This window comes from Methylophaga sp., assembly GCF_965655755.1.
Taxonomy (GTDB): domain Bacteria; phylum Pseudomonadota; class Gammaproteobacteria; order Nitrosococcales; family Methylophagaceae; genus Methylophaga.
In genome coordinates this window covers 1-15,365 of record NZ_CBFHHW010000018.1, presented here as the reverse complement: position 1 = coordinate 15,365, position 15,365 = coordinate 1, and the positions used below count along the sequence as shown (strand labels likewise).

The following is a 15,365-nucleotide window of genomic DNA, read 5'->3' as shown; positions in this document are numbered from 1 at the left end:
GGTGGTCATGTTGTTTTGCCCTTGCTTGAGTCAACGGTTGTGGAACCAGGATGGGTGGCCGCAGATGAGTATCTGGCGGGTTACGGTGCTGCGCAAGCAGTGCCTGGGCCAGTCTTTTCTGTTGCTGCCTATCTTGGTGCAATGTTGCCGGGTGATAACGGTGGATTGACAGGTGCTATTGTGGCTTTACTCGCTATATTTCTACCGGGCTTTTTACTTGTCAGTGCAATGCTGCCTCTTTGGAAAAAAATCATGCATCATCCTGCCGCTGCCAATGCTATTACAGGCATTAACGCTGCAGTTGTAGGGCTATTGGCAGCAGCACTCTACGACCCAATCTGGGTGAGTGTTGTACATCACATATCTGATATTGTGATTGCGCTGGTTGGGCTTGTTATGTTGCAAGCGTTTCGACTTTCTGCCCTGTTAGTGGTTCTATGGTGTGTCATTGCTAATATTAGTCTCGTTCTGGTATGAGTAATGTCATGATACGTCCAGCAAATCAACAAGACACAAAAGCGATTACAGCACTTTTAATTCGTTGTGCTGAAGTGATGAGTCAAAGAGGGATGCATCACTGGCTTGGGGTATATGATGAACAATCAGTTTCTCAGAACCTAACAAAAAAACAAGTTTATGTACTTGAAGAAAATGACAGTATTGTCGGCTGTGTAGCATTGGGTACTAAGCCTGCTGACTATTATCAAGACTGCTGGCCTGATGCCCCTATTGCTGATTATTACCTCACTCAACTTGCTGTCATGCCAGAAGCCCAGGGATCCGGTCATGGAAAAGAACTGATGTTATTTTGTATTAACCAAGTCGGCAATGCGCGTCTTCAACTTGATGCCGTTGACCACTACCCAGCATTACTACAGTTTTATCAGAATCTTGGTTTCAAAATTATATCAACCGGTATTGGTTTAGGAGATAAGAGACACCTTTTCTCGAACAAAGACTAGCTTTGTCTGTCATTTTTTGTGTCACAATGAAATTAATCAGCTTCATTAAGCTTCATCGCTGTCATGAGGAGGTCGCTCCATGCTACATGCACTTGAAGAAAGCACCATCATGTGCCCCTACTGCGGAGAATATTTCACAGTCCTTATCGATTGCTCTGTTAACGATCAAAACTACATCGAAGATTGTGAGGTTTGTTGCAGGCCTATCGAGTTTCATCTCCAGATTTCTGACGATAATGACTATCAACTCTCTGTTCATTCAGAAAATGAATAAATATTGCACAGCCCGCTAGTCGAACAACTGTCAGTTGCAGTGGCAAACAAACTTAACAGTATTGATAACGATTATCATTTAGTTTAACATCACTCATTTTTCCAAATCCTAGGAGAATATGTGTGAAATTAAAACCCGTTGTTCGTCATGCCCTCTTACTTATTCCTACTTTTTCTTTTTCCGCTAGCCTTGTTGCCGAACAGACAGTCGAACTGGATGAGATGACCATTACATCCACTCGTTCGGATACACAGTTAAAAGACTCTCCTCAGGTTGTCACCGTCATCGGACAAGAAGAAATCGAACAACAGATGGAGTTCTCAAGTAACACCTCTCAAATATTAAGCAGACTATTACCAGCATTTTCACCGAATAGGCAAAAATTAAGCAATGCAGGCGAAAGCTTTAGAGGCCGAGCTCCGTTATTCATGATTGATGGTGTCCCTCAGTCCAATCCACTTCGTGATGGTGCTAGAGATGGCCTTACTATTGATTTATCTATGGTTGAGCGCATTGAAGTGATTCACGGTGCCAGTGCAATTCACGGACTGGGGGCCACAGGTGGGATCATTAATTTTATTACCAAGCGTCCTTCTGCCAACAGCTTTAAACAAAGAATGTCAGTGTCAACGACGATGCCTACTGAGAAAGTGAGTGATGAGACATTAGGCTACCGTGGCGAATACAGCCTGTTGGGCAGCCAGAATGACTGGGAATATGCCTTGGGACTGAGTTATGAAACCCAAGGTCAGTACCTTGATGGTAATGGTGACGTCGTGGGTGTCGATCCATATCAGGGTGAAACCATGGATTCGAAAAGTTACGATGTATTTGCCAAGCTTGGTTACTGGTTTGATGATAACCAGAACCTTGAACTCAGTATCAATCGCTTCCAATTAAAAGGTAATAACAATTACACAGCCGTTGACGGTGACCGTGATAGAGGCGAGCCTGCCTCATCAATAAACCAGAGTCCTGTGGGTTATGAACCGTATAACCGCGTCCTCACCAGTAATCTTACATACAAACATTATGATCTGGCAGGCATGACGTTTAATGCACAAATCTATCGGCAAGAATTCGAGGCAAGGTATGGTTCATTTACGTCAGGTAGCTGGGTCGATCCCGACCAATCTCCAAGCGGCCTAGATCAATCTCAGAATGAATCAGAAAAAAATGGTGCCAAACTAACCTTAAGTAAGGATGATCTGATTAATGGCAAATTAAAGCTAACAAGTGGTATTGATTTGCTTGAGGACACAACAGAACAACGCTTGTTGCTGACCGATAGATCCTATGTGCCAGAAACCACCTTCAAAAACTATGCGCCTTTTATTCAAGCTCAAATTAAACCGGTAGACTTTTTGGTATTAAATACAGGTTTACGCTACGAACATGCAGAGCTTGATGTTGATACATACCAGACAGTTGCTGGCAAAGGTGGGGTGACAGTTGACGGCGGTAACCCCGACTTTAGTGAAACCCTGTTTAATGTCGGTGCTGTAGTCAGTCCAACCACATGGTTGAGCCTGTTTGCCAACTACGCTGAAGGCTTTGGCATGCCCGATGTAGGGCGCGTACTCAGAGGTATCGGAACACCGGGACTGGATGTCGATACATTACTCGACCTCAAACCAATCGTCACTGAAAATCGTGAAATTGGCTTGCGTTTCAACTGGGCTCCAATCGACTTTGAAATTAGTTACTACGAATCCGACTCTGATTTAGGATCTCGCTTGCAGGCAGTGGGAAATGACTTTATCGTTCAACGAGAAGAAACTGAAATTAGTGGAATGGAAGCATCTCTGGGTCTACAGGTTAGTGATGCTCATCGCGTAAACCTCAGCTACTCGCATATCAATGGTCGCTCAGACAGTGATGACGATGGCCAAGTAGACAGAGATTTAACTGGGGCTGATATCCCCCCTAATCGTCTTCTCGCTAGCTGGAATGCAAGCTGGTCACCAAAATTGAATACGTTCCTTCAAGCCAGCCACAATTTTGACCGTCGCTTTGATGAAAATCCAGAACTCAAGTTTGATGGTTACACCTTGGTCGATGCTGCCGTTGGTTACAAACTGCCAGTCGGTAAAATGAATCTCGCTTTTACTAATCTACTGAATAAAGATTATTTTACTTATTACTCTCAATCAGCGAGATCCACAGACACCCATTACTATAAAGGACGCGGTCGTACTGTAACACTTGGCTATTCGCTGGACTTTTAGTCATAAGCGGATAGTCTGTGCAGATGCGTAAATTCTGGATTGAATTCCATAAAATCAGTGGTTTAATGATTTTGATTCCGCTGTTGCTGCAAAGCATCAGCGGATCAATTATTGTGTTTGATCATGCCATTGATGAATGGCTCAATCCGGATATTTTACTGACTCAACCATCTGATAATGCAGAGCAGGCACCTATTGGTGAGGTAATGGCATCAGCTAGGTCAGCGCTCCCCAACACGGCTTACATTAAGTCGCTACGCAAACCTCGTCACGACAATACTGTTTACATGGCCTACGTGGTGATGACTGAACAGTCACCTTATTTTGATAAACGGATGGAGGTGTTGATTGATCCTTATACAGCTGAAGTGACGGCTGTAAGAGAATGGGGTAAATACTTCGCTTCCTTTGTGTATTTATTACATTTCACGTTATTGCTTGATACCTATGGCGCCTTATTTCTGGGATTTCTCGCCATGTTGATGTTTGTCAACGTTATCATTGGCGTATATCTGGGTTGGCCAAAAAGTAAAGCTGCCTGGGATTGGTTATTAGCGAGAAAACATCGCCAGACGCCCCTTATCGGAAGACTGAAACGCTGGCATATTATGACAGGGCTTATTTCTTTACCGATTTTTGTCGTGCTTATTCTGACAGGCATCAGCATGATCTTCCACGATCAGACGGAAGTCCTATTTGATAGACCACACCCTCCAGAATTGAACGTTCATTTCGACACGGAACAATCAATTGATATCGATCAGTGGTTACCCGCGGCAAAAGCGCACTGGCCTGAGGCCAAGTGGCTGCGGATTGCGCAGCCGACGTCCAATTCACCTGCTGTCATTGTCACCATGAGACAAGCAGGCGATCCGCGTAAGACAACGGGTAGTTCACAATTGTGGTTACACCCACAAACCAATGAAGTTATTGCTGAGCAAGATTACAATGCGTTGACCATCAGACAAAAAACCGCACTCTGGCTGTTCCCGTTACACAGTGGTGAAGCTTTCAACTTGCCAGGCCGCCTACTGATCTTTCTCTGTGGTTTGTTAACCTCAATACTGACCCTTGCAGGCGGCTGGCTTTGGTATAAACGTAAGTTTCGTCCGAAACGACGCCTTACTTAATCCACACTTGTTTGGCGTTCACAAATTCCTTAATACCCTGCGGCCCCAATTCACGCCCGTAACCTGAACGCTTGATACCACCACTAGGTAAACGTGGATCTGTTTTAACGATGCCATTAATAGCAACCTGCCCGGCATTAATTTTCATTGCCATATCTCTGGCTAATGCAGCATTACCCGTCCAGACACCTGCACCTAAACCAAACTCCGTATCGTTCGCCAGCTCTAACGCATGCTCGGCTGATTCTGCTTTGATAACACACATAACAGGTCCAAAGGTTTCTTCACGAAACGCACACATGTCTGATGTAACATCCACTAACATCGTGACCGGGTAAGTAAAACCGTTTCCTTCCGGTATCTCACCACCCAACAAACATCTTGCACCATCATCAATGGTTTCACTGACCTGACGATGTAAATTTTCACGCAAATCAAAACGTGCTATTGGACCGACATCAGTGTCTTCATCAAGCGGGTCACCTGATTTCAGTTTTTCTAATCGGCTATACAATCTGCCCACAAAATCATCATAGACTGAGGCTTCAACAATAATGCGTTTTGCAGCTATACACGACTGGCCGGCATTGATAATGCGGGACAAAGTTGCAATCTCGGAAGCTTTTTCCAGATCAGCATCAGCGAGAACAATAAACGGATCTGAGCCACCCAATTCGAGCACCGAGTGTTTTATTTCTGAAGCAGCCATAGAAGCCACTTTAGCCCCGGCTCCTGCAGACCCTGTAAATGAAATGGCCATAACCAGTGGATCACGGATTGCTTTCTCTACCAATGATGTTTCAACTGGCAGATTCACCATGATGTTCTCGGGCGCACCCGCTTCTTCAAATACTTTTGCAATTGCTTCAGCACAGCCCGGCACATTAGGGTCGTGCTTCATCACACAGGTATTTCCCGCCATCAAGGCCGGTGCCAGATAGCGAAAAGCCAGCCATAAAGGGGCATTCCAGGGCAATATCCCTAATAAAGTGCCTAGAGGTTGAAAACAGACAAAACTGAGTGATGCATCAGAGGCTAACTCTTCATCAGCCAAGTATTCCGCTGCATTATCGGCGTAATGTTCACAACACAAAGCGGCCTTTTCGACTTCAGGTCCACCCTCTTTAATCGGTTTGCCCATTTCCTCTGCCATCAATTTTGCTAACAGTGTTTTGTTATTACGCAAGCTTGCTGCAACGGCTTTTAAAACGCCTTTGCGTTGCTCGATAGACTGCAGTCGCCAATGCTCAAAGGCGTCATTAGCTGCTGAAATACGCTGTTTAATACCAGCCTCATCCAGAGCCTCGTAATCTTTTATTGTATGTCCAGTGTAAGGATTGGTTGCAGTTAACATCATTACCTCATTTGGATTGTTTAGCGGTTTTGCCAGATTTTCCATTTTCTTTTGCTTGCTCGCTTGCACGCGCCTGATCGAGATCGATCAATTTTCTATCCGCCTGTTCAGGTTTAACAGTAAAATCTCGATCCATACTGAAGAACGACTTACATCCATCTGCAGTAATGTGAATAGTGTCAGAGATACCACAGGTTTTATCACCATCAACGCCCCACATCCAGGGAATCACATGAAACGTCATGCCCTCTCTCAGAACAGCTGACTCCCCTTGTTTTAAACTACAGATATAGCCTTCATCCCAACTGGGTGGAAAAGCAATACCAATTGAGTAACCTGACCGCGTCACCAGTCTGGCACCGACATCATTATTAGAGATGATGTTTCGGATCATATTATCCACATCCGATACAGTCATTCCGGGTTGCACATAATCATGCAAAGAGTTTAAAGCCAGCTTCATTCTTTCCTGCGCTTTATACATCGAATCCGATAACTCACCTAACACAACCGTGCGCATCATCGCCGTGTGGTAACGACGATAACATCCACCCACCTCTAGGAACACATGCTCTCCGGGCTGCACAGTTCGACCTTCCCAGGTAGCATGGCCAATCATTGTGCGCGGTCCTGAAGTGACGTAAGGCATAACTGCCGGTGGTTCACCGCCGGCACGAAACATGGCTGCACTGATAGCGGCACCGATATCATTCTCAGTCACGCCAGCAACGGATGCTTCAAGCCCGGCTTTCATGCCTGCTTCGGTTGCCGCCGCAGCTCTATGCATGAGTTCAATTTCAGCCGGTGATTTACATACCCGTCCCTCTTCTACAATACCAAAGCAGTCTAATAGTTTGCCATCCGTCAGTGTGGTATGAACAAAGTCCTGTTGGTATGCCGGAAAAAAGTAGCTGTTCCGCTCGTAACCAATGCGTTTGTTGGATAATCCAAACTCACGTAAGGCATCCACTAACATCTGTATTGCGTCGCCGGTATCGGGATAAGGACGGGTTCGTTCCACCCAGGTTCGGGCAATAACATTGGACTCTTCCAGTGAACGGGTGATCATGAAAGGTTCTTGCTCAAGCGGCACCACCAGTGCCTGAAAAAATGAATAGCCCGTCGTCTGGTAATCCGTCAGATACATAATATTTTCAGGATCGGTGATCACAACGGCATCCAAATGTCGCTCTGCAATACGGACACGTAGTTCACTTAGCCGTCGTTCATACTCTTCGAACGGAAATGTCATATCATCACGTTGTCTCATATTGTTTCCTCCATGACTTTCGTCGTTGTATCAACCAGGATTTGTAATCCATTGGCAAGATCCTCGTCTGGTATGGTCAAGGGTGGTATTAATTTCACTACTTTGCCTCCGGTACCACAACTGGCGATAAGCAATCCGGCGTTGAAACATTCCTCAACGATCGCTTTAGCTCGTTCACCCGTGCCTACATCCAAGCCCAGAATCATTCCTTTTCCACGAACCTGAATATTTTCAAATTGCTCTTCCAGCGGTTGAAGCGCATTGTTCATCACGGCAGCTTTGTCTTTAACATCGTTCATCAAGTCGTCATCTTCGAAATAACTCAATGCTTCGTTTCCGGCAACAAACGAAATACTCTGGCCACGGAATGTACCGGTGTGCTCACCGGGTGACCAGTATTCATCTACTTCCGGTTTTACCAGATTCATTGCCATTGGCGTGCCCAATCCACCCAGGCCTTTGGCAAGACAGATGATGTCTGGATCAATGTCCATATCGTCAAAACTGAAGAACGAACCAGTTCGGCCCATACCGACCTGAATATCATCAACAATCAATAGCGAACCCACTTCTTTAGCCAGAGTAGATAGAGCCTGCAGCCATTCCTTTGAGGCAACATTAACGCCACCTTCTGCCTGAACAGTTTCTAATAGAAATGCGGCAGGTGGCGTCACGCCACTGGAAGGGTCACGATACAGGCCACGCAGTTTTTCAATGTTGTCCACACCACAACCAGCCTCACAGCCAAGGCAAAGTTTGTTACAACCAAAAGGCTGATGTGATACATGATTCAATGGCACACCCGCGGCACCACGGAAGTAGCGATTAGCAGTGGCAGCCAACGAACCCAGTGTCATACCATGAAAACCGCGAGTAAAAGCTACAATTTCCTGCCGCGCCGTGACCCTGCGAGCAATTTTCATAGCAGCTTCAACGGCATTGGTACCGGTAGGTCCCATGAACTGCATTTTGTGCGTCATATTGCGTGGTTTAAGCACGATTTTTTCAAACCGTTCCATGAATTTACGTTTGGCGGTAGTTTTCATATCAAGTGCATGAATGACCCCGTTTGATTGGAGGTATTCAATTACTGCATTGGTCATACGCTCGTTATTATGTCCAAAGTTCAAGACACCAGCACCCGCAAAGAAATCGATGTATTCTTTGCCGTCCTCATCCGTTTGTCTTGCATTGTTTGCCTTGTCAAACACAACAGGATAAACACGGCAATAAGCACGGATATTGGACTCACGTTGATCAAATACACTCATTTAACACCTCCAAAAACGGATCAAACCACTGTTCAAACAGCGATACATAAAAAGTCGATTATTCTGCTATGGACGCACCGACCAAGCGCGCATATAAACGTGTTACTAACGGTATCAGTCGATCATTGAAATCATAATGAGGACTGTGACATACGGCCTGGTGGTCAGGACCATCATCCGCACCAATTAATGCAAAAGCGCCCGGAATTTTCTGCAGATAGTAACTAAAATCTTCTGATGCCATGACAGGTACGTTTATGCTGGTATCCAAACTATCCGAGCCATTATCTCGAAGCCATTGCTGACGCATAAGAAGAGCCTGCTGGGCATGATTGATGGTGGCTTCATAGCGCGGGAATATTTCGACATCGCACTGTACGCCATAGGATGATGCCGTTTGCAAACTGATTTCAGATATCAATCGGTTAACATGCTCACGTGTCGCTGTATCAGGCACACGGATGCTGCCTTCCAAAATCGCTTGAGTGGGTATAACAGTTGGCCCACTAGGAGCATCAATAGATGTGACACTGACCACGGCTGGCTTTTGCGGTGCAATATGTCGGCTAACGATTTGCTGTAATGCCAGTGTGACAGCACTGGCTGCAAGAACAGGATCACGACACAATTCAGGTTGACTCGCATGGCCGCCGACACCTTTGAGGGTGATTCTAAAAGTGCCATTGCCACACATAACAATAGCATCCGGGCAAACAATCTTTCCAAAAGGAATGGCAGGCCAATTGTGCCAACCGTATATAAAATCAATACCTTTTAAGGCGCCATCTTCAATCATTTTTAGTGCACCATGCCCACCTTCTTCTGCGGGTTGGAATAACAAGGTGACGGGACCCGGCAATTCCGATTCTACTGATTTCAGCCAGCGTGCAGTTGCCAGTAATGTCGCGGTATGACCATCATGACCACATGCATGCATGCAACCATCATTAGCGGAACGCCAGGCAGTTTGATTTTGTTCATTGATAGGCAACGCATCCATATCTGCTCTCAGAGCAACATGCATGCCTTTACCATTGGGATTGAGTCGAGCAAGGGTGCCAAGTTCGGCACAAGATTGCCAGCTAATGTCCATTCTGGACAGTTCATTTCTGATCAGTTCAGACGTACGGATTTCATTCCAGCCCAATTCAGGATGCTGATGTAAATCACGGCGCAGTTGCTGCGCATTATCAATCGCCTGTTGCCAGATGTCGCCCATCTTGCCCCCTTGCGTTACGTGACCCAAAAAGGTGCACGTTTCGATATCGAGAAAGCGCCATGGCACCTCAATCGCTTGTTAATGCCAAGATCAGGTCGCTTTCGTGCTCAGACTAACACCTAGCAAGCCTTGTTCCAATCTTTTTAAAATGAAATATTTCAGTCGATTTTAAATTAATAAAACTCCCGACTAGACGACTGGTCTATTTTATGTAAAGATACCCAACATGAATCAAGCAACGCGTTCGCGAACAAGCGATACCAGACAGCATATATTGAACACAGGCCAATCCATCATTCTGGGTAAAGGCTTTGCTGCCGTGGGCCTGAATGAAATTCTCAAGACAGCCGGTGTACCTAAGGGCTCTTTTTACCACTATTTCGATTCCAAAGAACACTTTGGTAGCGCCTTACTGGAAAATTATTTCGATCACTACATGATCGCGCTTGATGAACAATTACGCCCTGACGGAACGCCGGCTGTAGAGCGACTCATTCGTTATTTTTCCAATTGGAAAATATCACAGTGTAATGACACCACTACCGATAAATGCTTGGTGGTCAAAATTAGTGGTGAAGTGACTGATCTATCTGAAACCATGCGTCTCAATTTAAAAAAAGGCACCCATCGCGTTATTGAACGTTTGGCAGCATCGGTTCAGGAAGCCATAGACAATAATGAAATCGAGATAGTGGAAAACACACGAACTGTCACAGAAGAAATTTATTATCTATGGATTGGCGCCACATTGATGACTAAGGTAAATCGTGATTACGATGCCCTGGAAGTTGCTATGACGTCTCTGTATTCCCGTCTCAATTTAACTCAGGCACAAACAGCCTGAGTTTTGCTTTTTATTTGCTCAAAAAATAGACGACTGGTCTATTAACATCACTATTCAAAAGGATTGCCTGTGAACAATTTCAACTTTTTCAACCCAACCCGAATCGTATTCGGTGAAGGCCAAATATCAGAAATTAACCAGCTTATTCCTGACAAGGCCAGAGTGCTTATTCTCTTCGGCAGCCAAAGTGCTAAAAAACATGGCACTGTCGATGAAGTAATCAATGCATTGGGTAAACGTTATTTTGAAGAGTTCGGCGGCATCGAAGCAAACCCGAGCTACAAAACACTCATGCGTGCTGTCACACAAGCAAAAGAGAGTAAGCTGGATTATTTACTTGCTGTTGGTGGTGGTTCAGTCATTGACGGAACGAAATTTGTTGCAGCAGCCATAAACTGTGATGGTGATCCATGGCAGGAAATTCTAGTCAATGGAGCCAAGGACATAGAATCAGCCCTACCCTTCGGCTCGGTACTCACATTGCCGGCAACTGGCTCAGAAATGAATGCCAATTCCGTTGTAACGCGTTATGAAACAAAAGAAAAACTGGCATTCAGCAATCCTCTGGTCTATCCCGCCTTTTCGATACTCGATCCGACCAAAGCGTATACCTTACCGCCACGCCAACTCGCTAACGGAATAGTTGATGCCTATACCCATATCATGGAGCAATACCTTACCTACCCTGTTGAAGCCAAAGTGCAGGATAGATTTGCTGAAGGCTTGTTACTGACCCTTATCGAAACCGGCCCCGCGTTACTGGAAAACCCAACCGACTATACCCTGCAATCTAATTTTATGTGGACAGCAACCCTGGCATTGAATGGATTGATTGGCGCCGGCGTACCACAGGATTGGGCAACACATATGATAGGTCATGAATTGACTGCGTTGCATGGTTTGGATCACGCACAAACACTTGCCATTATTCTGCCGAGTATTATGCAGGAACAGCGTGCACACAAGCACAATAAGTTGCTGCAATACGCTGAGCGTGTCTGGGGACTTACAGAGGGTGATGAAGAAAGTCGCGTCTCACTCGCTATCAACAAAACCCGTGAATTCTTTGAATTGATGGGCGTGAAAACCCGCCTCAGTGATTATCATATTTCTGCCGATGACATTCCGGCAATGATTAAACAACTCGGCGAACACGGTCTGACTCAATTAGGTGAGCATGGCGATGTTGATTTAGATAAAAGCCGTAAAGTGCTCCAAGCCAGCATATAAACAAGGAATTGATCATGTCTAAAGTAGTAAAATTTAATCAAGTCGGTGACCCAGATGTATTAACGATCGTCGATGAGAATGTACCGGCACCAGCAGCAGGTGAAATCCAGATTAAGGTCGAAGCCATAGGTCTTAATCGTGCAGAAACGATGTTCAGACGTGGCCAATACCTCGAAACACCTGAGTGTCCAGCCAAAATTGGCTATGAAGCCAGTGGCACCATCTCCGCGATAGGTGATGGTGTTGATGGCTTTAAGGTTGGTGATGCGGTCAGTACCATTCCCAACTTCTCAATGAATCAATACGGTGTTTATGCTGAACTCACTAATGTACCGGTGACGGCTGTAACACACTATCCGGCCAACCTGAGTTGGGAACAGGGAACCAGTATCTGGATGCAATACCTCACGGCTTATGGCGCATTGCTAGACATTGCTAACATGCAGACTGATGACTTTGTCTTAATTCCAGCGGCTTCCAGCAGTGTTGGTTTGGCAGCAATTCAGCTGTGCAATCTGGTCGGTGCCGTACCGATTGCGATGACACGCACAAAAGACAAGAAACAAACCTTATTAGACCACGGCGCCAAACATGTTGTGGTGAGTCAGGAAGACGATATTGAATCGCTTATTGCCACTATTACTTCTGGTAAAGGCGTTAACATCGTATTCGATCCCGTCGGTGGGCCTATGTTGGAAACACTTGCCTCTGTTACAGCACAACAAGGCATTATTTTCCAATACGGTGCTTTAAGTACAGAACCTTCGCCGTTCCCGCTGTTCACAGTTCTTGCCAAAGGCCTCACGATACGCGGTTACACCTTATTTGAATTTACCAGCAACCCTGCTGCGCTCAAGTCAGCTCGCAAGAAAATCTATGGTTGGCTGGAAAATAATCAGCTTAAACCGATCGTCGCTAAAACCTTTAAATTGGACGATATCGTAAAAGCGCATGAATACATGGAATCAAACAGCCAACTAGGCAAAATTGTTGTCACGGTTTAATGCTTATTTAAAAGGAATCTCAGATGAATGAAAGTTCAAAGCAATCGTTTGACTTGATATCACCATTACAAATCGGTGCCTTAACCTTAAAAAATCGATTCATCATGGCGCCCCTTACGCGTAACCGGGCTGGTGAAGGTCTTGTACCTACTGACATGATGGTTGAATACTATCGCCAGCGTGCATCAGCCGGTCTTATCATCACTGAAGCTACGTTGGTCACTGAGGAAGGTATCGGTTATCCCAATATTCCGGGCATTTACAGTCAGGAACAAATTGAGGGCTGGAAAAAAGTTACCGAGGCCGTTCATGAATCTGGCGGAAAAATTTTTATGCAAATCTGGCACTGTGGGCGCGTTGGTCACTCGTCAATGATACCCAACAGCCAATTGCCACTTGCTCCATCAGCTATTAAACCGGCTGGGGATGTCATGACCTATGAAGGGATGAAACCCTACGAAACGCCAAAAGAAATGAGCACAAATGACATTACCAAGGTCATTGAGCAATTCAGACAAGGTGCCTATAACGCCTTATCTGCAGGATTTGATGGCATTGAAGTCCATGGCGCCAATGGTTATCTGCTGGATCAATTCTTACGTGATGGCAGCAACAAACGCACTGATGCCTATGGTGGCAGCCTTGAAAACCGGGCCAGATTGTTACTGCAGGTAATAGATGAGGTGTGCAAAATATGGGGTCCCGATCGTGTCGGTGTCAGGCTGTCTCCTTTGCAGCCTTTTAATGACATCAGTGACAGCCACCCTGCTGAAACATTTAGTTATGTCGTAAAGCAACTCAATAAGTATGGTTTGGCCTATTTGCATATCACAGAAATGGGCACGGATTCGCCAGGCGCTGCCGGTCCTGAATTTGATATTTCATCACTCAGGCCGCTCTGGGGTGGCACCTATATTAGTAACTTCAATTACAGCCTTGAAACAGCGAACAAAGCGATTCAAAACGGTGAAGTCGATGCTATTGCATTTGGCAAATTATTTATCGCTAATCCTGATTTACCGGTTCGTTTTATCAAACAAGCCCCTTTAAACGAACCTGAACCAAGCACTTTTTATGGCGGCGATGAACGCGGCTATATCGACTATCCCTTCCTCGAAGCCTGAGGCTGAACAATTTTAAACGGAGGACGCATGAAATTGAAAAAACTCTCTATTGCCACGTTTGCGGCATCCTCATTGAGCTTAATGAGTATGGCTACATGGGCTGATCGCGCAGACGTTGAAGCTAATCTGGAAAAACTGAATCTACCGGACGGCTTTAATATTGAAGTCTACGCAGAAGTCCCGAATGCAAGACAAATGGCCTTCGGTCAATCCACAGGCACAGTATTTGTCGGCACACGGGGTAAAAATGTTTACGCTGTCGTCGACAAAAACAAAGATCGCCAAGCGGATGATGTCGTGACCATTCTTGACGATCTTAAAGTCGGGAATGGCGTGGCAATGCATCAGGGTAACCTATATGTTGCAGAACAAAACCGCATTGCACGCTACGCTGCGCCGGGTTTTGATCTGACCCTCCCTTTCGCACAAATGCGTGAAGTCGTGTTTGAGGATCTTCCTGATAAGGCCCATCATGGCTGGCGTTATATAGGCTTTGGTCCAGACGAAAAGTTATATGTCACGGTCGGTGCACCTTGTAATATCTGTGATGTCAGTGGTTACGAAGGCACCATCATGCGTATGAATCCAGATGGCTCTGATGCAGAAGTGTATGCCCATGGTGTCCGTAATTCGGTTGGTCTCGACTTTCAGCCTGAAACAGGAAACCTGTATTTCACTGACAATAATGTCGACATGATGGGTGATGACAACCCGCCCGGCGAATTGAATGCAGCATCTGAAAAAGGTATGCACTTTGGTTTCCCTTATTATGCCGGAGGCAAAGCACGTCATGATGACTGGAAAGATAAGCAGCCGCCTCAGGAAGTCACCTATCCTGACGTTGAGTTTCAGGCTCATACAGCGAACCTGGGTCTAAAATTTTACTCAGGCGACATGTTTCCTGCCGACTATCAGGGAGATGCCATTATCGCTCAGCATGGATCATGGAATCGCACGGAACCGGTTGGTTATAAGTTAATGCGCGTTACCTTTAATGACGAGCATCAGGTTGATGGTCATGAAGTGTTTATTGATGGCTGGCTCAACGACGGCGAAGCATGGGGTCGTCCGACTGACGTCCTGGAATTACCAGACGGTTCCTTACTCGTTTCCGATGACTACAATGGTGTCATCTATCGCGTAAGCTATGGTCAGGAGACGCAAGCCCAAAAGACATCAGAAACGTTAAACACGGACAAAATTACGGGCTTAGCAATGCCGGAATCTGTAGTCAGTCATCCTGATGGTCGTAGCTTTATCAGTGAAATTGGTGAATTTGGTAAAGGCGGTGATGGACAGATCAGCATCATTCACACCGATGGCAGTAAAACCACTCTGGCGGCTGGCCTTAATGATCCCAAAGGCATCGACCTGTGGAACAATGAAGTCTATGTAGCCGATATCAATCAGATACTGAAAGTGGATATGAAAGGCAATGTCACTATTCTGGCGGAT

The 15,365-nt window shown here is 45.6% G+C and carries 14 protein-coding genes; 10 read left to right on the top strand and 4 right to left on the bottom strand.

Annotation, left to right across the window (positions count from 1 at the left end; translation table 11 throughout):
- The 5 genes from ACTF5U_RS07390 to ACTF5U_RS07370 all read left to right on the top strand — a co-directional run.
- Nucleotides 1-477: chromate transporter (locus ACTF5U_RS07390; protein WP_438970996.1), on the top strand; the 477-nt coding region annotated here is incomplete at its 5' end.
- Between the two features lie 8 nt (nt 478-485).
- A complete protein-coding gene (locus ACTF5U_RS07385; RefSeq protein WP_438970995.1) occupies nt 486-962 on the top strand; it encodes a GNAT family N-acetyltransferase in 477 nt (158 codons plus the stop codon).
- A gap of 79 nt (nt 963-1,041) precedes the next feature.
- Entirely contained in the window at nt 1,042-1,236 is a 195-nt protein-coding gene (locus ACTF5U_RS07380; protein WP_438970994.1) for a CPXCG motif-containing cysteine-rich protein, read from the top strand.
- 122 nt (nt 1,237-1,358) lie between these two features.
- Nucleotides 1,359-3,464 carry a TonB-dependent receptor gene (locus ACTF5U_RS07375; RefSeq protein ID WP_438970993.1) on the top strand — a complete coding sequence of 702 codons (2,106 nt, stop codon included), beginning with the start codon at nt 1,359-1,361 and terminating at the stop codon, nt 3,462-3,464.
- A 23-nt stretch (nt 3,465-3,487) separates the two neighbouring features.
- On the top strand, nt 3,488-4,594 hold the full coding sequence (locus ACTF5U_RS07370) for a PepSY-associated TM helix domain-containing protein (protein ID WP_438970992.1): 1,107 nt from the start codon (nt 3,488-3,490) through the stop codon (nt 4,592-4,594).
- On the opposite strand, the gene ACTF5U_RS07365 is transcribed toward ACTF5U_RS07370, so the two are convergent.
- Genes ACTF5U_RS07365 through doeB2 form a run of 4 tightly spaced genes read right to left on the bottom strand, consistent with a single transcriptional unit; the run spans nt 4,587 to nt 9,708 of the window.
- A complete protein-coding gene (locus ACTF5U_RS07365; protein ID WP_438971037.1) occupies nt 4,587-5,948 on the bottom strand; it encodes an NAD-dependent succinate-semialdehyde dehydrogenase in 1,362 nt (453 codons plus the stop codon). The genes ACTF5U_RS07370 and ACTF5U_RS07365 overlap by 8 nt on opposite strands.
- A 7-nt stretch (nt 5,949-5,955) precedes the next feature.
- Entirely contained in the window at nt 5,956-7,218 is a 1,263-nt protein-coding gene (doeA, locus tag ACTF5U_RS07360) for an ectoine hydrolase (protein WP_438970991.1), read from the bottom strand.
- Entirely contained in the window at nt 7,215-8,489 is a 1,275-nt protein-coding gene (locus tag ACTF5U_RS07355; RefSeq protein ID WP_438970990.1) for an aspartate aminotransferase family protein, read from the bottom strand. The genes doeA and ACTF5U_RS07355 overlap by 4 nt, the downstream gene beginning before the upstream one ends.
- Before the next feature lie 58 nt (nt 8,490-8,547).
- On the bottom strand, nt 8,548-9,708 hold the full coding sequence (gene doeB2 / locus ACTF5U_RS07350; RefSeq protein ID WP_438970989.1) for a N(2)-acetyl-L-2,4-diaminobutanoate deacetylase DoeB2: 1,161 nt from the start codon (nt 9,706-9,708) through the stop codon (nt 8,548-8,550).
- A gap of 226 nt (nt 9,709-9,934) precedes the next feature.
- Here doeB2 and ACTF5U_RS07345 point away from each other — a divergent pair, with 226 nt between their 5' ends.
- The 5 genes from ACTF5U_RS07345 to ACTF5U_RS07325 form a co-directional block, all read left to right on the top strand.
- Nucleotides 9,935-10,552, top strand: a complete 618-nt coding sequence (locus ACTF5U_RS07345) for a TetR/AcrR family transcriptional regulator (protein ID WP_438970988.1) — start codon at nt 9,935-9,937, stop codon at nt 10,550-10,552.
- 69 nt (nt 10,553-10,621) lie between these two features.
- Entirely contained in the window at nt 10,622-11,782 is a 1,161-nt protein-coding gene (locus ACTF5U_RS07340) for an iron-containing alcohol dehydrogenase (RefSeq protein WP_438970987.1), read from the top strand.
- A 14-nt stretch (nt 11,783-11,796) separates the two neighbouring features.
- Entirely contained in the window at nt 11,797-12,786 is a 990-nt protein-coding gene (locus ACTF5U_RS07335) for a zinc-dependent alcohol dehydrogenase family protein (RefSeq protein ID WP_438970986.1), read from the top strand.
- 23 nt (nt 12,787-12,809) lie between these two features.
- On the top strand, nt 12,810-13,910 hold the full coding sequence (locus ACTF5U_RS07330) for an alkene reductase (RefSeq protein WP_438970985.1): 1,101 nt from the start codon (nt 12,810-12,812) through the stop codon (nt 13,908-13,910).
- Nucleotides 13,911-13,937: 27 nt separating this feature from the next.
- On the top strand, nt 13,938-15,365 hold a 1,428-nt coding region (locus ACTF5U_RS07325; RefSeq protein ID WP_438970984.1), incomplete at its 3' end, for a PQQ-dependent sugar dehydrogenase.